Origin of the sequence: Burkholderia sp. Bp9143 (assembly GCF_003853645.1) — a bacterium.
Taxonomy (GTDB): domain Bacteria; phylum Pseudomonadota; class Gammaproteobacteria; order Burkholderiales; family Burkholderiaceae; genus Burkholderia.
The window spans coordinates 58,568-76,857 of record NZ_QTPO01000045.1 but is presented as its reverse complement, the minus strand read 5'-3'; the positions used below and the strand labels follow the sequence as shown (position 1 = coordinate 76,857).

The following is an 18,290-nucleotide window of genomic DNA, read 5'->3' as shown; positions in this document are numbered from 1 at the left end:
AGCTGCGAACCCTGCGCGGCCATCACGGCCGGGCTCGTGTAGTTTTCCGACGCGATCAGCTCGATGTGATCTTCCTGCCGGCGGTTCTCGTCCTGAATGGCAGTCCAGAGTTCCGGATCGACGTTGGCGACGGTGCTGGTAGTGCGATTGAACATGATGATTGATCAAAAGAGAGTGATGGATTGACCTTGGTAGGCCGGACTTGCCCGGACCCGCGAAGTCGAGCGCCGGAGCGGCGCTCGATGACGTCGACAACCATGCCGCCCCGCGATGCCGGCTGAACGGTTATTCGGCATTGCCATTCCAGCAGACGCAAATTCGTTCAGATAGAAGGATTACGACAATCCGCTAGGACGCATCGCGCGGCGAACCGGCAAAAAAAATCGAAGGTCCGCATCGCTGCGGAACCTTCGACAGAACTTGCCGCTCCTGGAGAGGTCGTGCCTGACCGTCGGCTTCTTGCAAATATGGGGCCTAAACCGCAGAGAAACAGTTGTCGACGAACAGATGGGTGCCGCTGACGAAGCTCGATTCGTCTGACGCCAGGAACAGCGCGGCCGCGGCCACTTCCGACGGCTCGCACAACCGGCCTTGCTGCACCGCGATGGCCGCTTCGGTCGCGTCCACGCCCATCGCCTGCAGATCCTTCAGCTCGCGCATCCCGTGCGGCGTGCGGATGAACCCGGGCGCCAGCGCGTTGCAGCGGATGCCGCGATCGCGGTATTCGACGGCGATCGCCCGCGCGAACATGTGGCATGCGCCCTTGGTCGCGTCGTACAGCACTTCGCCAGGCGTCGCGCAGACGGCCGAGATCGACGACGTGCAGACGATGCTGCCGCGCCCCTTTTCCAGCATCTGCGGCAGCACTGCCTTCGTCATCAGGAACATGCTCTTCACGTTCACGCCCATCAGCCAGTCCCATTCCGACTCCTCGATGTCGAGGAACGGTTTGACGATCAGCGTGCCCGCATGATTGAACAGGATGTCCGCATTGCCATACTGCTGGCGCGCGGCATCGACCGCCTTCTGCACGTCCGACTGCCTCGACACGTCGGCGCCGAGGCCGATCGCCTGCAAGCCCGCATCGCGCAGCCGCGCCGCGAGCGTTTCGGCCGCGTCGCCGTCACGGTCGATGATCGCCACCTTTGCGCCCTGCGCGGCGAACAGTTCCGATGCGGCGCCGCCGCATCCGCCCGCGCCGCCGCTCACGATGGCGACCTTGCCGGCCAGGCGCCCGTCAATCTTGACATTCATTCGTCGTTCTCCAGTCTGGTTCGTTCGGACCACTCAGCTGAACAGCGTCCGAAGATGATCGTTGAGGAAATAGCCTTCGGGGTCCACGCCGCGGCGCAGTGCGCGGAACGCCTCGGCCTTCGGGAACCAGCGGTCCACGTCGTCGCGGTTCGTGAAGTGCAGCTTGCCCCAGTGCGGACGCGAGCCGTAGTCGCGCAGGATGTCGTCGACGTCCTTCAGGAACGGCCAGTAGTCGACGCCGTTCGGACCGCCCGAGCACGAGATGGTCACGCTGTCCTGATGGTTGAACGGGCTGATCCACGCCGGATCGCCCTTCGTGAAGCGATACTCGACCGGGAAGATGCAGTCCCGGTGCTTCGTGAGGATCAGGTCGCGCACGCGGCGCAGCGCTTCCTTGCCGTGTTCGGCGGGCACCGCGTATTCGAGCTCGTGGAAGTTCGCGACGTAGTGGATCGCATAGACCTCGGCGCTGTACGCGATCTTCTCGTGCTCGCCTTCGAAGAACGTGCGTTCGTCGGTGAAATCCATCACTTTGATTTCGCACACGTCGTAGTCCTTCTTCGAGTTCGACACCTTCGTGGTGTCGGGCAGGCAGTACAGGTGGCGGCTTTCGGACGTCGGGCACCAGAAGAACCCGAAATGCCGGTGCTTCGCCGCGAGGTCGTCGTACTTTTCCATCAGCGCCTCGAAGTCCTCGCGCCACACGCGGTCGTGCAGCCAGAATGCGTCGGTCACCTGCAGCGTCAGCTCCGACACCACGCCGAACATGCCGATGTTCACCTGCGTCGCGTGCAGCAGGTCGAGGTCCCGCTTGTCGCTCACTTCCATGATCGAGCCGTCCGGGCGGACGATCCGCATCCCGACCACCTGCGACGACAGGTTGCCGAGCGTCGTCCCCGTGCCGTGCGTGCCGGTCGCGAGCGCACCGGCAATGGCCTGCGAATCGATGTCGCCCTGGTTGACCAGCGAAAAGCCGATTTGCTTCAGATGCTGCGTCACGGCATTGATCCGGGTGCCGGCCTTCACCGTGACGCGCTTCTGCCGCTCGTCGACCGAGACGATGCCCTGGTAGTCCTTCAGCGACAGCAGCAGGCCGCTCGTCGCGACGATCGGTGTGAACGAATGCCCCGATCCCGAGCATCGGACGTTCTTGCCCTGGCTGGTCGCGGCATGCACCAGCTCGGCAATCTCGGCCTCGCTGGTCGGCGACGCCATGTGCGCGGCGACGCACGACTGATTGCCTACCCAGTTCCGCCAGAATCCGCCACGTGGAAGCTCCATCGACGTCTCTCCAGAAGTGCGCCGGCGATACCGCGCCGACAGGCGTGTTCGGTTCGGCCGGCTGCGAAGGGATGCCTTCCGCGCCGGCACGATGCGTTGCGCTCCATTCATGCCAAAGGTATTGCGCCAGCCGGTTTTTCACTATCGGATTTCGGCAAGCGAGGGTTTCCACCGGAAATCGGGCCGCCGTTTTTTGACCGGCGCGTCCAGCGGCTACAATGAATCGATCCGGCCCGCCCCCTCCCGCCCCCGATGACGCCGTCCGCCGATCCGAGCGATTTCCCTGGCGCCCCGCCGTTCGCACGAGCGGTGGCCTTCTGCGCATTCACCGACGTGGAGGAACAGGCACGGATCTTCGACGGCTGGGACCTCAACTACACGCAGATCTCGGGCGGCCTGTTTCATGGCTCGTCGTCGATCGTGTCGCTCGGCGGCATCCGGCTCCTGGTCGAAGACCTCGACAAGGTGATCCTGCAGCAAGGCGCGGTGCCGTCGGACCGCATCGCGGTGGCCGTGCCGCTGGAGCTCGAAGGCCATGCGCGCATGTGCGGCGAAAAGAGCGGCCGCGACAGCCTGCACGTGTTCTCGAGCCAGCCCGCGTTCGAGTTCTATTCGCCCGACCGGCACGTGCTCGTGAACGTCGAGATCGAGCCGGACAAGCTGTCGACGCCAGCGCTGCGCACGCTCGCCGCGTCGCTGCGTGCGCGCACCTTCGCGCCGCTGATCCCGATGACGACCCAGGTCGCGGACCGCCTGCGCAACCTGCTGCGCCACACGATGGCCGCGGCCGCGAAAAGCACGACGATCGAGGACGTGACGACGCAGGCGCGGATCGAACTGCTCGAGCGGACCGTGCTGTATGCGATTTCCGAGGCGATGACGGTGCCCGCGCCGGACGCGGACGCGCTCGCGGCGCGGCCGACGAAGTACTGGTCGCTCGTCAACGCCGCGCGGGAGCGGCTACAGGATGCATCGACGTGCCCGCTGTCGATCGCCGAACTGTGCGTGCAGCTCGGCATCAGCCGTCGTACCGCACAGTACGCGTTCAACGACACGCTCAACCTGAATCCGATCGCGTACCTGCGCGCCGTCCGGCTGAATCACGTTCGCCGCGAGTTGCGGCTCGGCGGGTCCGTGACGTCGGCCGCGACGAAGTGGGGCTTCTGGCACCTGAGCAGCTTTGCGCAGGACTACCGCGCGATGTTCGGCGAGTTGCCGTCTGCGACGGCGCGGCGCTACGCGCACCGGGAAAGCTGAACGTCGACGGTGCGCGATGCGATGCGGAGCACGGCGTCGCGTCGGCTGTACGCACACGAAGGAACTTCGATGGAGAAAGCCGCGGCCGAACATGCGCCGCGGCATGTTGAAAGCAGGCCGCCGCCACCGTCAGGCGGCCGGCACCCACCGGCACCGGCCGCCCTCCCGCGCACGACCTCGCTACACCGTCACTCCTGCTGTTCCTGCTGCGCCTGCACCTGCCGCTGCTGGATGAACTGCCGCACATCGCTCATCGTCACGCGACCGGTGTGTTTCGCATCGATCTCGTCGAAGTGCTTCGCGACGAACCCCAGCCCGCTGCTCTGCGCCTGCGCTTTCGTCACGGCCGCGCCATTGCTCAGCACCGTGTTGCCGCCGAGCCGGGCATCGACGCGCTTCTGCGCCTGCTGCTGCAGCGTCGCGCCGGTCGACGGCAATACCGGCGCCACGCGGGTCGGAGGAAAGAACGGACCGTCGACGCCGTGCCCGCCGTGCGGCAGCTTCACCGGCGCCACCGCCTGCGGCGGCAGTGCATGGGCGCTGCTCATCACGGCACCGAGGACGATCAACGGAGACATACGCCGCATCAAGTTGATTAGGGACATGATCACTCGCATTCAATGGATGAATAGAGGGTTCCTTTTCGCAAGGAGTCCGTCGTTTACGGTGCCGCTGCCAGCGTCGTCGCTGCCGTCGCGCCCGGCACGCTGCCGGTCGGCGTGCCGGCCGGGTTCTCGTCCGGCCACGGCGGCGGCAGCGTGCGCAGCGTCAGCGCGGTCGGAATCCGCCTGCCCTGATAGAAGATCCTCAGGTCGCGCTTCATCTGCGGACGGGCCACGTCGTCCAGATACGTCATGTGCCCGCCCTGGAAGAAGTTCACCTGCAGCTTCGGGTTCAGCCCCTTCACCGTCTGCAGCCGCGCGAGTTGCTTCTCGGTGTTGAAGAACGGCGTCGCCAGATCGTGGAGGCCGTTCTCCGCGAGCACCCGGAGCTTCGGATTGAGCTGCAGCGCGCCGAGCAGATCGGGGATCGTGTCGGGCATCGGCTGGCCGTCATGCGAGAAGTCCCACACCTGGATGATGCTGTCGTTCAACGGCAGGTAGGTCGCGTTCGGCGCGGTGTAGCCGAGGTACTCGGGCATCTGCGTCGCGAGCGCGTTCGTGAACGGCTGCGAGATCAGGATGTCCGACGGGTCGCCGTCCGTCTGCAGCCGCGGGTCGGCGTTCGGCAACGACACGCGTCCGTCGTAGCGGCCGATCGTCGTGCCTGGCAACAGGCTCGTGCCGAACGGATTCGCGTTGAAGTAGCCGCGCAGCGCCTGCTGCGTCAGGCTCGACGGAATCGACCACAGCTGCAGCGTCGCATCGCTCGGGAACACCGGCGTGCCCAGCGCATCCGGAATGCCGAGCTGGCTCAGCACCCACGACTGCGAGTACTGCTGCAGCGGGTTGTAGATCAGCGTCGTGAAGAACTCCGTCTGCAGTGCATACAGATAGGGGTTGACCGGCGACGGCGACACCTGGTTGAAATACGCCGCGACCGCCGCGTAGCCCGGCAGGTAGCCGGCCACGGTATCGGTGTCGAGCAGCAGCCCTTCGGTCGACTGCGTGATCGCCACCGCTTCCACCGCATCGGCGAAGTAGTTCAGGATCGCCGATTGCAGCATGATCCCCGTCAGGTGCACGCCGGCCGATTCGAGCGCCAGCGCGAGCATGTCGGTACGCGGCGTTCCGTACGACTCGCCGTACAGGTAGATCGGCGACGTGCCGCGGCTGTTGACGTTCAGGTAGCGCTGGATGAAGTCGCGCATGATGTTGACGTCCGCATCCGAACCCCAGTACTTCTGGTTGGTGTTCGGCAACACGGCTTCCGACAGCCCGGTGCCCGGCGGGTCGATGAACACGAGGTCGGTCGTGTCGATCAGGCTTTCCGCGTTGTCGACGAGCGGATAGTTCGGCCAGTTGTTGCCGAACAGCGGATCAGGCGTGGCGACGCGCGTCGGCGCGAACGAGCCGAGCCGCAGCCAGATCGACGACGAGCCGGGGCCGCCGTTATAGACGAACGTGACCGGGCGCGGCTTGCCGTTCGTGCTCGGCGCGGTGTACGCGACGTACGACATCGACGCTTCCGCATTGCCGTTCGCGTCCTGCGCGGTCAGGTGGCCGGTGGTCGTCGTGTAGCTGACCGTCGTGCCGCCGGATGTCCATTGGTAATGCATCACTGCCGCCTTCTCCGAGACCTGCGCGGCCGCGAGGCCGTCGGTCGCGTTCATCGAATAGGCGACGGGGTCGACGTACGGCTGGTTCGCCGCCGGCGTCTGGCTGCCGGCCGCCTGTTGCGCGCTGGCCTGCTGGCTGGCGGTGGCCTGCGCGAGGCTCGACGCACCGACCGACGACGAATCGTCGCCGCCGCAGCCCGCGAGCACCATGGTCAAGACGGTCAAAGCGCCTAGCCCGGCCCGCCGGCCGCGACGTTCGCGACGGCTGCCGGTACTGCTCCTGTCTGGTTTCATGCCTCTATCCTTGTGTTGGGTCGGATACCGCTTCACACAGGCCACCATCGCCGGCGAAAAACGCGCAGGCATACCCGCCACTCGCGTTGCACGATCGGCAGACGGCGGTTGGGATTTGACTTCTTCGAGAGACTGAACTTGATACAGACACAGCAAACTGCTGGCGGAGAATGATGCGAGAACGCCGCCCCCTTTGCAGTTTTGACGACTTTTGTATTACGAAAATTTACGACATCACAAAAATAGGCGGTGCTGCGCCGCGTTGTCAAAGATCATTCCGATATTAAAAAATCTCTTATGATGCGCACCGGGAACAGTGACCGGAATTTGAAAGAAACCACGGCGGCTCGCGTTTCCGGTGTTACACGGGCCGTTTCGTATTGAATGCCGCCGCTTTCGCGCTTGTCGCCGGGTAATTTACGGAACTGGGCGCCATACGGCAAATTCCTTCAGATCGACAGGATTTTTCTTTCATTTTAATTATCCCGGATCGATTAACTCGAATTGTTGAATAAAGGCCGGCGCCGCTCACAAAATACCGACTCTATTAATCCGCCAAGCGAGCTGCGGAATTATTGACACGACATCGGAATAAATCCGCCCGACACTCGAACGGCATTAATGCGTAATCCGTGGGTATTCGCAACGAAGAAGCGATCATTCGCGCCGCGCATTCCGGATCGCCTTGCCGCAATTGCGAATCGGGCACGTGATGCATGGGGGAAGGGAGAAATCGCGTGAGCGAGCGGCAGCGCCACCGCTCACGCGACGACGTGCGGCAGCGCCGCACGCCGTACTTCGGACGTTCGACCGGCGATCAGCGTCCGCCGCCCGGCAGCGCGATATCGATCAGCACCGGATCGTGGTCCGACGAACGATAGGCATCCGACGCGTAGAAGGTCTTCTGCTGCTCGGCCGACTTGTACGCGAGCGTGTACTGCAGCGCGAGCGGCTCGTCCGCGTTGATGTGCCATTCGTGCACGGCCTTCACGTGCGATGCGAGCGGCAGCGACGCGAGCGCGTGATCGAGGTAGCCGGCTTCGCCGCTGTACACGTAGCTGTACGCGTTCGCGCCGATCCAGCGCGACACGAGGTTGCGGTAGCCGCGCGATTCGAGCAGGCGGATCGGGTCTTCATACGTGTAGCTGTTGAAGTCGCCGATCAGCAGCGTGCCTTGCCCCGCGACACCCGTCGGCGTGCCGGCGAGCCAGTCGGCCAGCTTCGCCGCCGCGCGCCTGCGCGTCGGATTCCAGCAGCCCTGGCCGTCGCCCTGATCGAGGTCGTCGTTCGTCGCGTCCGGGCAGTTCTTCGACTTCAGGTGGTTGACCGCGATCGTCAGTGCCTGCTTGCCGCCGATCCGGCGGAACGACTGCGCGAGCGGCTGGCGGTTCTTGTCGTCGATCGCGAGCGTCGACGCGCGGCCGACGGGTTCGACCGCGCGGCTGTCGTAGATCATCGCGACCGTGATCGCGTCGCCGCCGAGGCGCGACGTGCCCGGGTCGACGACGCGCCAGTTGCTGCCGAGCTTCGCCGCGAGCTGACGCACCGCGCTCAGTTCGCCGTAGCCGTTGTTCTGGATTTCCATCAGGCCGATCACGTCGGCGTCGAGCGCCTTCAGCGCGCTGACGATCTTCGCTTCCTGGCGCTGGAATTCCTGGTAGTTCTTCGCGCCGCGGTTGGCCGGATCGTCGAAGCCGCCGCCGAGACCGTTGCCGTTGAAGTAGTTGAGGACGTTGAACGACGCAACGCGCAGGTTCGATTTCGGATCGCGCGCCGGTGCGTGGGTGCGCGGGTTCGAACGCGTGTCGAACGCCGGCGCGGCCGCGCCGGGCAGCGGCTGCACGCGCCACGCGCCGTAACGCACTTCGAGCACGCCTTCGACGTCGCGCACGGTGTAGCCGGAGCGCAGCGTATTCGCGGCCGACAGTTCCGGCGCCGGATACGGCACGGTCGCGGGGTTCTGCTTGTTCGAGCCGTCGTCGAGGATCAGCCGGTTGCGTGCGTTCGCATCGATCTGCGTCCGCGCCTGCGACGGCGGCACCACGCTCGTCGGCGTGCGCAGGCGGCCGTTGCTCAGCATCACGCTGCCGTAGCGGCCGAGCTCGTAGTTGTCGGTGACGGTGAGCGTCTGCGGCAGGCGCACGAGCATTCCTTCATACGCGGCGAACGTGCCCGGGTTGTCGACCGGCAGCGTGAGCGTCGCCGGCGTGACCGTCTGGCTGTTCGCGCACACCGCGATCGCGCCCGACAGCGTGAGCTGCGTCTGTCCGTATTTTTCCTCGACCTTGCCGGTCACGTGCACGAGATCGCCGGCCTTCGCGCGCACTTTCGGCGCATAGACGAACAGGCCTTCGGACACGCCCGGCTCGTTGCGGCGCTGCGCGTCGGCCTGCTGGACGAAGAAGCCGCCGAAGCCGTCCGTGCCGCCGAAATCGGCCGTGACGACCGCTTCGATCGACACGTTCTGGCCGGCGAGCGGCGACGGCGCGCCCGGCCCCTGGATGTCGGCGATCGGCGTCGTGCTGCCGCCGCAGTTCGGGCTGACGGGGGCGGTGGTGGCGGCCAGGACGGGTGCGGCAAGCGTGGGCAGCAGCAATAGCGGGGCAAACAGGCGGATTGTCGAGCGCATGACGGGGAATCCCGGTTGTGAGGGTGGCGAAAGCTTAGCGGCGCTCGATGACAGTTTTTAGTAATGAAAAGATAGATGTCTGTAATTTTCCGCACCGCTCCACGATCGCGATCGGCCCCGCGCACTCGGTCGAAAAGCGGGAAATCGTCTGACAAGAACCGCCCCTGTTCCGACGATTTCCCGGTACCGGCTCCGCCCGCCGGCCGCGGTGCTAAACCGTCCCCGGCAACGCGCTCGACACGAGCAGCGCCGCCACCATCAGCACGCCGGCGAGCACGGCCGCCTCGATCCGCAGCACCGCGCCGAACCGGCGCAATGCGACGACCGGGACCGCAACCGCCGGATCCTTCAGTGCGGCCATCAGCTTCGGCATCCCGAAGAACCGGTTGTGTCCGCCGAGCGCCGCCGCGATCAGCACGAGTGCGAGCTTGAGCAGCAGGATCTGTCCGTACGTCGACGTGAAGAGGTTGCCCGGCGTATCGACACCGCGCCACCCGTTGTACGCGCCGGTCGCGAACAGCACGGCCAGTGCAACCGTCGACGCATCGGAAAGCGCCTGCACGAACGACGCGCCGGTCATGCGCTCGCTCGCGGGCATCCCGGCGAATCGCGACATCACGCCGAATGCCGTCACGAACACGAGCCCGACCCACGCGCTGATCGCCAGCAGATGCAGCCAGTCGATCCACACCGGCACGCTGAACAGCCCCGCATCGACCGGATGCCCACCGTTGCTGCGCGCCAGCGCGACGCCCGCGAGCGCGGCCCACAGCACGAACGGAAAGCGCGCATCGGTCGCGCGCCGCAGGAACGACAGCAGCACGACGGCGGCCATGAACACGGCGCCGGCCAGCCACGCATGACCGAACCCGGTGCCGGCCAGCATCGAGCGAACGGCCGGCCACGCGTCGAGCAGCGGCACTTCGCTCATCAACGCGCAGTGCGCCCAGAACGCCGTGATGCTCGCGAGCAGTGACACGACGGACGCAGCGCGCAGCGTCGCGACGAGCCGCCGCGCGATGTCGCGCTGCCACGCCGACACGCCGCGTGCGAGCCAGTGGCTGCCCAGCAGCGTGCCGACGACGACGGCGAATCCGGCGTTCTGGATCGCCACCGCCGCCAGCCGCAGCATGCCGACGAAGCCTTCGTTCACCCTTTCACCTTGAACGTATAGGTGCCCTTGGTGCGATGCGCGTCGGCCGTCATCGCCGCCCACTGCACGGTGTACGCACCCGGCGCGAGCTTCGGCAGCGCGACGGTCATCACGCGCGGCGTCGCCGGATCGACTTTCGCCTTGTCGTGCGCGACGGGCTTGCCGTTCGCGTCCGACACCTTCACCGAGCTGAACGTCGGTTCGAGGTCTTCGTTGAACGCAAGCCGCAACGTGTCGGGGGCTGTGTCGACCGTGCTGCCGGTCGCGGGCGTCGCGCCTTCCAGCTTGCCGTGCGCCGAGGCGGCAACCGGCGCGGCGGCGATCAGCGCGCCGGCCGCGACGAAGCCGGCGAGCCGCCTGAGTGTCGTAATCTTCGTATGCATGTTCATACCCGCCATCACGGCTTGCGCAGTTCGACGACGGTCAACGCACCGCCCACGTCCTCGGCGACGAAGTCGATCTTGTCGCCGGACTTGACCTGCGACAGCATCGCCGGATCCTTCACCTTGAACACCATCGTCATCGCGTCCATCCCGAGGTTCTCCAACGGGCCGTGCTTGATCGTCAGCTTGCCCGCGGCCGTGTCGACCTTACGGATCTCGCCGTGCGACATCGCGCGCGTCGCGGCGGCGCCCTGCTTCGCGTTGCCGCCCATGTCCATGCCGGCCATGTCGCCGGCCGCGTATGACGCGGCCGAAAACACCAGCGCGCAACCCGTTGCAATCGAAATCAGTTCCTTCTTCATCGTGCCTGCTCCATCCAGAGTGAGTGAAATGAAACCGGCGGCCGCATCGTCACGGCCGCCGCATGCTGCCGGTCGCTCAGCCGTCCGGCAATTCGCCGGTGTATTCATAGGCGACCGTGCCCTTCGGATGCCGGAACCAGCCCGGATCGCGATAGTCGTTGCGGCCGAGCCCCTGCCGCACCTTGCAGACCGTGAACATGCCGCCCATCTCCAGCGGCCCGAACGGGCCGGTGCCCGTCATCATCGGCAGCGTGTTGTCGGGCAGCGGCATCTCCATGCCACCCATCGCGCCGCCGGTGCTGCCCATCGCCATGTAGTCGGGCACGAGCTTGCCGATGCGCTTCGCGAGATCCTTCTGCGGCACGCCGATCAGGTTCGGCACCTGGTGGCCCATCGCATTCATCGTGTGATGCGACTTGTGGCAATGGAACGCCCAGTCGCCCGGGCGATCGGCGGTGAACTCGATCGCGCGCATCTGGCCGACCGCGACATCGGCCGTCACCTCCGGCCAGCGCGCCGCCGGCGGAATCCAGCCGCCGTCGGTACCGGCGACCTCGAAGCTGTAGCCGTGCAGGTGGATCGGATGGTTCGTCATCGTCAGGTTGCCGAAACGAATCCGCACGCGGTCGCCCGCACGCACCGGCAGCGGGTCGATGCCCGGGAACACGCGCGAGTTGAACGTCCACATGTTGAAGTCGGTCATCTCGTTCACGCGCGGCGTGTAGCTGCCCGGATCGATGTCGTACGCGGCGAGCAGGAACACGAAGTCGCGATCGACCGGCATCGTCGCGCGATCCTTCGGGTGCACGATGAACATGCCCATCATCCCCATCGCCATCTGCACCATTTCGTCGGCGTGCGGGTGATACATGAACGTGCCGTGCGCCTCCAGCTGGAACTCGTAGACGAAGGTCTTGCCGGGCGGGATGTGCGGCTGCGTGAGGCCGCCGACGCCGTCCATCCCGTTGGGCAGCCTCAGCCCGTGCCAGTGGATCGTCGTGTGCTCGGGCAGCCGGTTGGTCACGAAGATCCGGACCTTGTCGCCTTCGACGGCCTCGATCGTCGGGCCCGGCGACTGGCCGTTGTAGCCCCACAGGTTCGCGTTCATCCCGGGCGCCATCTCGCGCACGACCGGCTCGGCCGTCAGGTGGAACTCCTTCCAGCCGTTCTTCATCCGCCACGGCAGCGTCCAGCCGTTCAGCGTCGCGACGGGCGTGTACGGGCGGCCGTTGGGCGGCACGAGCGGCGGCTGCGTGCCGGCCTTCGCCATCGTGGGCGCTTCGGGCAGCGACGCCGCGCCGGCCTTGCTGACCATCGCCGCACCGAGCAGCGCGGCGCCCGAGCCGCTGAGAAATTGTCGACGGGACACCATGTCAATGACCTTCCGGATGCGTTGCGGGCGCCGGTTGCGCCACGGGTGAGGAAGCCGGCTGCGACGCAGCGTCGGTCGTGGATGCGGCGGGAGCGTCCGCGCGTTGCGTTGGCTGCGGCTGCATTGGCTGCATTGGCTGCGGCGGCGGCTGCGTTGGCTGCTGCTGCGTCGGCTGCGCGGTCGGCAGCCGGCCGCCGACGGCCGCCTGCAGATCGGTTTCGGCGAGCCAGTAGTCCTTCAGCGCATCGATGTAGCCGTTGACCGCGCCGACCTGTTCGCGCGCATCGGACAGCAGCTCGAACACGCTCGAGAGCATCCCGTTGTAGCGCAGCAGCAGCTCGTCCGAGATCGTCTTGCGCAGCGGCACGACTTCGTCGCGATAGTGTTTCGCGACGTCGTAGCTCATCGTGTATGCCGCATACGATTCGCGCACGTCCGAGCGCGCGTCGATGGCCGTCTGCGCGAGCCGGTTCGCCGACTGCATGTAGACGGCCTCGGCCCGCGCGACCTTCGCGCCGCCCCAGTCGAACAGCGGAATCTCGACGCTGATCTCGTAGCCGTGCTCGTGACCCTTGCCGGTCTCGTAGTTGTTCACGTAGCCGAGATCGACCGCGTTGACGAAGCGCGTCGCCTTGCTGAGTCCGAGCGACGACGCGACGCCCTGCGTCTGCAGCTTCGCGGCCTGGATGTCGAGGCGGTTGCTCATCGCGTAGCGTTCGAGATCGGGCAGATCGGGGCGCGCCTTCGGCAGGTCGGGCAGGCGCTCGGGCAGCGTGTACCGCGTGCGCTCGCCCCACAGTCCCATCGCACGCGTGAGCTTCTCGCGCGCGGCCACGGCCTGTTGCTGCGCCTTCGCCTGCTGCGCGACCGCGTCCGCATGGAACGCCTGTTCGCGTGCGTAGTCGAGCCGGCTGAAGTTGCCGGCCTGCCGCATCCGCAACGCGAGTTCGGCAGCCGCGCTCGCGGCGTCGCGTACCTGTTGCGCATAGTTCGCGGCCTGTTCGGCGGCCACGGCTTCGACATACGCACGGCGCGCGTCGGCCGCGACCTTCAGCATCGCGTCAGCCGTTTCGAGCTTGGTCTGCTCGAATCGGCGGCGTTCGATGTTCGTCGCGAGCGGCAGCGTCAGCAGCGCGAACACGTTGGCCGAGAACGTGCGGCCGAGGCTCAGCTCGCCGTCGCCGGCCCGCGTGCGGCTGAACGAGAAGCGCGGGTTCGGCAGCCGGCCGGCCTGCACGAGGTCGGCCTCCGACAGCCCGAGTTCCGCGTACGACGCCTGCAAACCACGGTTGTTCAGCAGCGCGAGCTGCACCGCGTCGTCCATCGACAGCGGCTTCGCGAGCAGTTCCTTCGTCCGCGTGTCGACGGCTGCGCGGTCGGCGTCGGTCCTGACGATGACGGCGTCCTTCCCGATACGCTCCGATGCGGCGGACGACACGGCGTCGAAGCCGCCGTCCTTCGAGAACGTCGTGCAGCCGGCGAGGAAGGCCAGCACGAGCACGGTCGCGCCGAATCGCGGTGAAATCGCAAATCTCGTCATTGCGCGGCCCCTCCGTGCATCGAATGGGCGGCGCCGGCCGCCGCGTTTCCAGGCTTCGCGTGTCCGGTCGTATGCGCGTTCGCGGGCCGCTCCGTCACGTCCCGGTTCAGTTGCTTCCAGCCCGGGCCTGCGTCGTCGCGATACGGCACGTAGCCGTCGAACGCGGACGTCACGGCGACGTCCGGCACCGACGCGGCCGCATCGGCCGGATCGGGAAAGGCGGTTTGCGCGGGCGCGAGCGACGGCACGAGGGCCGCCGCGCCAAGCAGCGCCGCAATGATCAATCGCATGGATGGTTCTCGTCGTGAGTCGTGCGGCGGACGTCGAATGACCGTCGGCACGGTTTGCGGATCGCGGCCGGTCGGCCGCGGGCAGGGACTAGACGGGAATCCGGCGCGGCGGCCGGTCGATGCCGCCGGTCAGGAACGACACGACGACGGTCGAAGGCGCGAATGAGACGATCGCGATACCGATGTCCGACGTAACGGACACCGCCGGCACCTCCGCCATGCCCGTGCCGAAACAGCAGGCCCCGCAGGCGGAACAAGACGTTGCATGCCGTGCGTGGTTATCGTGCTCATGCTGGTCGCCGTGCGCGCGCTGCATCGCCTGCGACACAGCGCGGCGATCGGCGCTCGCCCCATCCTCCGCATGCGGCACCGCGGCGACCGCGACCGCGCACTGCATCGACACGGTCGCGAACGACTGGATCGGCAGGCACAGCGCCAGCAGCACGACGAGGATGAATTTGCGCCAATACGACATGGATGCGGAATCAGGCAGACAATGACCGGATGAACGGGAGCGGCGCCGCGACGGCGCGCTCCGGACACAAGACGGCCGCAGCTTATCGCCGCCGGCGTGACGACGACATGGCCGAAACATGACCGGATTTTCACGAAGCGCGAGCACTGCATCGCGAGCCTGCTTCGTGACAATTCCGTCATCCGGCGGTCATCTTTCGCGCACGCGCGGCGCCGTAAGCTCACGCGTTACACTGACCGGCTGGAATCACCAACGGCCTGCTCCACCATGCGGATACTGATAGTCGAAGACGAACCCAAGATGGCGTCGTACCTCCGCAAGGGGCTGACGGAGGCGAGCTACACGGTCGACGTGGCCGAGAACGGCCAGGACGGGCTGTTCCTCGCGCTGCACGAGGATTTCGATCTCGTCGTGCTCGACGTGATGCTGCCGGAACTGGACGGCTTCGAGGTGCTCCGGCGGCTGCGCGCGCAGAAGCAGACGCCGGTGCTGCTGCTGACGGCCCGGGAGGCGGTCGAGGACAAGGTCACGGGGCTCGAACTGGGCGCCGACGACTACCTGCTCAAGCCGTTCGCGTACGCGGAGTTCCTCGCCCGCATCCGTTCGCTGCTGCGGCGCGCGCCGCGCAATGCGCGCGAGATCCTGCAGGTCGCCGATCTCGAAGTCGATCTGATCAAGCGCCGCGTGCGGCGCGCCGACACCCGCATCGACCTGACCGCGCAGGAGTTCGCGCTGCTGCAGCTGCTCGCGGAACGCGAGGGCGAGGTGCTGACGCGCACCTTCATCACGTCGCAGATCTGGGACATGAATTTCGACAGCGACACGAACGTCGTCGATGCGGCGATCAAGCGCCTGCGCGCGAAGATCGACAACGCGTACGAGAAGAAGCTGATCCACACGATACGCGGGATGGGCTACGTGCTCGAGGATCGCGCGTGACCGGCCGCCCCGCGCCCTATTCGCTGCTCCGGCGCCTGACGCTCGCGTTCGCGGTCGTGGCCGCGCTCGTGTTCGCGCTGACCGGCGCGTACCTGTATCGCTCGCTGTCCGCCGAATTGACCCGGCGCGACGACATCGAGATCGCCGGCAAGCTCAACCAGTTCCTGCAGCTCGCGCACGCGAGCGGCTCGACGGCCGCCTTGCGCGCCGATCCGGCGGTGTTCCATGAAGTGCTGCTGTCGCATCCGGGCGTCTATCTCGGCATCTACGACGGCGCGAACCGCCCGCTCGTCGAGCACACCGACGAAGCCGGCAATACGCTCGCGTCGGTGATCGCGCGGCCGCAGCCGGCCGGTGGAGCGGGCGCGGCCGCCGGCCCGTTCACCTGCTCGCCGCCCGGCATCGGCACGTCGCGCTGCGTCCGTGCGCGCGCCACGCTGCCGTCGGGCGAAACCATCCAGGTCGCGGTGGCCCGCACGGCGGCCGATCGCCAGTCGCTGCTGGAAAGCTATCGCGTCGACATCTGGCTCGCGGCCGCGCTCGGCGCGCTGCTGGTCGGCGCGCTCGGCTACGCGGTCGCGTCGCGCGGCCTGCGTCCGGTCGAGAGTCTCGGCCGGCAGACGTCGCGCATCGAGGCGCACAACCTGAACGCGCGTCTCGACGCGCGCGGCGGGCCGGTCGAGTTGCGCGAGCTCGCCACGTCGGTCAACCGGATGCTCGACCGGCTCGAGCGCGCGTTCGTGCGGCTGTCGCAGTTCTCGTCCGATCTCGCGCACGACATGCGCACGCCGCTCGCGAACGTGATCAGCTCGTCGCAGGTCACGCTGTCGCGCGCCCGCACCACCGAGGAGTACGAAGCGCTGATCGATTCGAACATCGAGGAATGCGAACGGCTGCAGCGGATGATCGAGAACATGCTGTTTCTCGCACGCACGGACAATGCGCGACAGCACCTGAAGACCGCCGAACTCGACGCCGGCAACGAACTGCGCCGGCTCGCGTCGTATTTCCAGGCGCTGGCCGACGAGGCCGGCGTGCGCCTCGACGTGCGCGGCGAAGCGTCGGTCATCGCGGACGCGACGCTGTTCCGCCGCGCCGTCAGCAATCTTGCCTCGAACGCGCTCGAACATGCGGAAGCCGGGTCGACGATCGAGCTGGCCGTATCGACCCGGCCCGGTTACTCGGTCGTCGAAGTCACGAACCGCGGCGTGGCGATTCCGCCCGAACAGATCGAGCGGATCTTCGAGCGCTTCTACCGGATCGATTCGTCGCGGCACGGCGCGGCGCGCAACGCGGGGCTCGGGCTCGCGATCGTCAAGTCGATCGTCGAACTGCACCGCGGCAAGGTCGAGGTCGCGAGCCGCGACGGTCGCACGACCTTCGCGCTGTATTTCCCGGCCCGTGCTTCGTGACGTGCGAATGACGCCCGCGCACGCCGATTGCTGCCTGATACGGCATGCGCATCCGCTCCAACGCGGCGTGCTTTCCCGAATGAAACGGAGTGACCGCCCCAGCTTGCCGAAAGCAGCCGGCTCGGCTAGACTGCTTTTCGTCTTTGGGGAGTAGCCTGCTTTCCATCCCCGGAAAGCGAACGCGTCAACACACTCGGCTTGCGGCCGTGGCGCGTTCGGCCGAATCGGTCTGGCGAGACCATGGACGCATCGCGTCGTTCCTGGTCGGACGTCGGCAGATGCGTCATGGTTCGTTCACGTCCGACCACGGAGTCCCCATGTTCCTCCCAGCCTTCCCCTCACGTATCGCCACAGCCCGCACGCATGCCTGCGGAGGTGCCGCATGACGCTGATGCTCGTCGAACTGGCGTTCATGCTGGTCGTCATCCTGGTCGCCGCCGAACTCTTCACCAATGCGCTCGAGCATCTTGGCGAACGGCTGAAAATCTCCGAAGGCGTGACCGGTTCGCTGTTCGCAGCCGTCGGCACCGCGCTGCCCGAAACGATGGTGCCGCTGCTCGCGCTCGCGGGCGGCACATCGAACGCGGCTGTGAACGAGGAAATCGGCGTCGGCGCGATTCTCGGCGCGCCGCTGATGCTCGCGACGCTGACGACCTTCCTGATGACGCTCGCCGTGATCCGCTCGCGCGGCCTGACCGGCACGATCGCGCCCGAGCGGACCGGCTTCGTGCGCGACCTGAACTACTTCATCGCCGCATTCGCGCTCGCCACCGTCGCGATGTTCGTCCCGCATCACGTGTGGGCCGTCCGCGCGCTGCTCGCCGTGATGCTGGTCGGGATCTACGTGACGTATGTCCTGATGACGTTCCGCGCGTCGACGCAGCTCGTCGATGCCGGGCACGGCACCGAAGCCCCGCACGCGATGTTCCTGTCGCGCGTCGGGCTGCCGACCAACCTGGCGACCATCGCGCTGCAGCTCGCGCTCGGCGTCGCGCTGCTCGTCGGCGGGGCGAAGGGCTTCATTCACGGCGTCGAAGGCGTGTCGCACCTGCTCGGCATCTCCGCGCTGCTGCTGTCGCTGATCATCGTGCCGATCGCGACGGAGTTGCCGGAGAAGGTCAACAGCGTGCTGTGGATCCGCCGCAAGAAGGACACGCTCGCGTTCGGCAACATCACCGGCGCGATGGTGTTCCAGGGCACGCTGTTGCCGGCGATCGGCATCATGCTGACGCCGTGGGAGCCGCGCCCCGAAGTGCTGACCGGCGTGGTCATCACGCTCGCGGCGGCGGTCTGGCTGCGCGTCAATGCGCGTGCGCGCGGGCTCGCGATCTGGGCGCTGCTCGCGAACGGGGCCGGGTACGTCGGTTACCTGTTCGTGACGCTGACGCGCTGAAACGCCGGATCGGGCGCGATCGGGGGCATCGTCCGGCG

At 66.8% G+C, this 18,290-nt stretch carries 16 protein-coding genes, 1 pseudogene and 1 riboswitch; of the genes and pseudogenes, 4 read left to right on the top strand and 13 right to left on the bottom strand.

Going from position 1 to position 18,290, the window contains the following annotated elements; genetic code table 11:
* The 3 genes and pseudogenes from glyA to DIE23_RS29000 all read right to left on the bottom strand — a co-directional run.
* A pseudogene (glyA, locus tag DIE23_RS29010) lies at positions 1-155 on the bottom strand (serine hydroxymethyltransferase); the annotation flags it as partial.
* Positions 156-474: 319 nt separating this feature from the next.
* A complete protein-coding gene (locus tag DIE23_RS29005) occupies positions 475-1,254 on the bottom strand; it encodes an SDR family NAD(P)-dependent oxidoreductase (protein WP_124615247.1) in 780 nt (259 codons plus the stop codon).
* A 33-nt stretch (positions 1,255-1,287) separates the two neighbouring features.
* Positions 1,288-2,535, bottom strand: coding sequence for a D-arabinono-1,4-lactone oxidase (locus DIE23_RS29000; protein WP_124615246.1), 1,248 nt, complete (start codon positions 2,533-2,535; stop codon positions 1,288-1,290).
* A 309-nt stretch (positions 2,536-2,844) separates the two neighbouring features.
* Here DIE23_RS29000 and DIE23_RS28995 point away from each other — a divergent pair, with 309 nt between their 5' ends.
* Positions 2,845-3,792, top strand: coding sequence for a helix-turn-helix domain-containing protein (locus DIE23_RS28995; protein WP_260436193.1), 948 nt, complete (start codon positions 2,845-2,847; stop codon positions 3,790-3,792).
* Positions 3,793-3,980: 188 nt separating this feature from the next.
* On the opposite strand, the gene DIE23_RS28990 is transcribed toward DIE23_RS28995, so the two are convergent.
* From DIE23_RS28990 to DIE23_RS28940, 10 genes are all read right to left on the bottom strand, one after another.
* Positions 3,981-4,370 (bottom strand): 2-oxoglutarate dehydrogenase, encoded by a 390-nt coding sequence (locus DIE23_RS28990; protein ID WP_260436192.1) that lies wholly within the window; start codon positions 4,368-4,370, stop codon positions 3,981-3,983.
* Between the two features lie 83 nt (positions 4,371-4,453).
* Positions 4,454-6,304 (bottom strand): S10 family serine carboxypeptidase-like protein, encoded by a 1,851-nt coding sequence (locus tag DIE23_RS28985; RefSeq protein WP_124615243.1) that lies wholly within the window; start codon positions 6,302-6,304, stop codon positions 4,454-4,456.
* Positions 6,305-7,121: 817 nt separating this feature from the next.
* The gene (locus DIE23_RS28975; RefSeq protein ID WP_124615242.1) at positions 7,122-8,933 is read right to left on the bottom strand and encodes an ExeM/NucH family extracellular endonuclease; all 1,812 of its coding nucleotides are present in this window, start codon (positions 8,931-8,933) and stop codon (positions 7,122-7,124) included.
* A 211-nt stretch (positions 8,934-9,144) separates the two neighbouring features.
* Positions 9,145-10,086, bottom strand: coding sequence for a CopD family protein (locus tag DIE23_RS28970; protein ID WP_124615241.1), 942 nt, complete (start codon positions 10,084-10,086; stop codon positions 9,145-9,147).
* Positions 10,083-10,484, bottom strand: a complete 402-nt coding sequence (copC, locus tag DIE23_RS28965) for a copper homeostasis periplasmic binding protein CopC (RefSeq protein WP_124615240.1) — start codon at positions 10,482-10,484, stop codon at positions 10,083-10,085. Before copC ends, DIE23_RS28970 begins: the two co-directional genes overlap by 4 nt.
* Positions 10,484-10,831 carry a copper-binding protein gene (locus DIE23_RS28960; protein WP_124615239.1) on the bottom strand — a complete coding sequence of 116 codons (348 nt, stop codon included), beginning with the start codon at positions 10,829-10,831 and terminating at the stop codon, positions 10,484-10,486. The genes copC and DIE23_RS28960 overlap by 1 nt, the downstream gene beginning before the upstream one ends.
* A gap of 76 nt (positions 10,832-10,907) precedes the next feature.
* Complete coding sequence (locus DIE23_RS28955) at positions 10,908-12,203, bottom strand: multicopper oxidase family protein (protein WP_124499934.1); 1,296 nt, start codon at positions 12,201-12,203, stop codon at positions 10,908-10,910.
* A 1-nt stretch (position 12,204) separates the two neighbouring features.
* Complete coding sequence (locus tag DIE23_RS28950) at positions 12,205-13,743, bottom strand: TolC family protein (protein WP_124615238.1); 1,539 nt, start codon at positions 13,741-13,743, stop codon at positions 12,205-12,207.
* Positions 13,740-14,033 carry a hypothetical protein gene (locus DIE23_RS28945; protein WP_124615237.1) on the bottom strand — a complete coding sequence of 98 codons (294 nt, stop codon included), beginning with the start codon at positions 14,031-14,033 and terminating at the stop codon, positions 13,740-13,742. The genes DIE23_RS28950 and DIE23_RS28945 overlap by 4 nt, the downstream gene beginning before the upstream one ends.
* 88 nt (positions 14,034-14,121) lie before the next feature.
* Positions 14,122-14,508 (bottom strand): hypothetical protein, encoded by a 387-nt coding sequence (locus DIE23_RS28940; RefSeq protein WP_124615236.1) that lies wholly within the window; start codon positions 14,506-14,508, stop codon positions 14,122-14,124.
* A 267-nt stretch (positions 14,509-14,775) separates the two neighbouring features.
* Between DIE23_RS28940 and DIE23_RS28935 the strand changes: the two genes are divergently transcribed.
* From DIE23_RS28935 to DIE23_RS28925, 3 genes are all read left to right on the top strand, one after another.
* Positions 14,776-15,447 carry a heavy metal response regulator transcription factor gene (locus DIE23_RS28935; protein WP_124615235.1) on the top strand — a complete coding sequence of 224 codons (672 nt, stop codon included), beginning with the start codon at positions 14,776-14,778 and terminating at the stop codon, positions 15,445-15,447.
* Positions 15,444-16,859, top strand: coding sequence for a heavy metal sensor histidine kinase (locus DIE23_RS28930; protein WP_124615234.1), 1,416 nt, complete (start codon positions 15,444-15,446; stop codon positions 16,857-16,859). Before DIE23_RS28935 ends, DIE23_RS28930 begins: the two co-directional genes overlap by 4 nt.
* A 133-nt stretch (positions 16,860-16,992) precedes the next feature.
* A riboswitch (yybP-ykoY riboswitch) is annotated at positions 16,993-17,168 on the top strand.
* Between the two features lie 73 nt (positions 17,169-17,241).
* Positions 17,242-18,252: a sodium:calcium antiporter gene (locus DIE23_RS28925; RefSeq protein ID WP_124615233.1), complete on the top strand. Its 1,011-nt coding sequence runs from the start codon at positions 17,242-17,244 to the stop codon at positions 18,250-18,252.
* Positions 18,253-18,290: the final 38 nt, after the last annotated feature.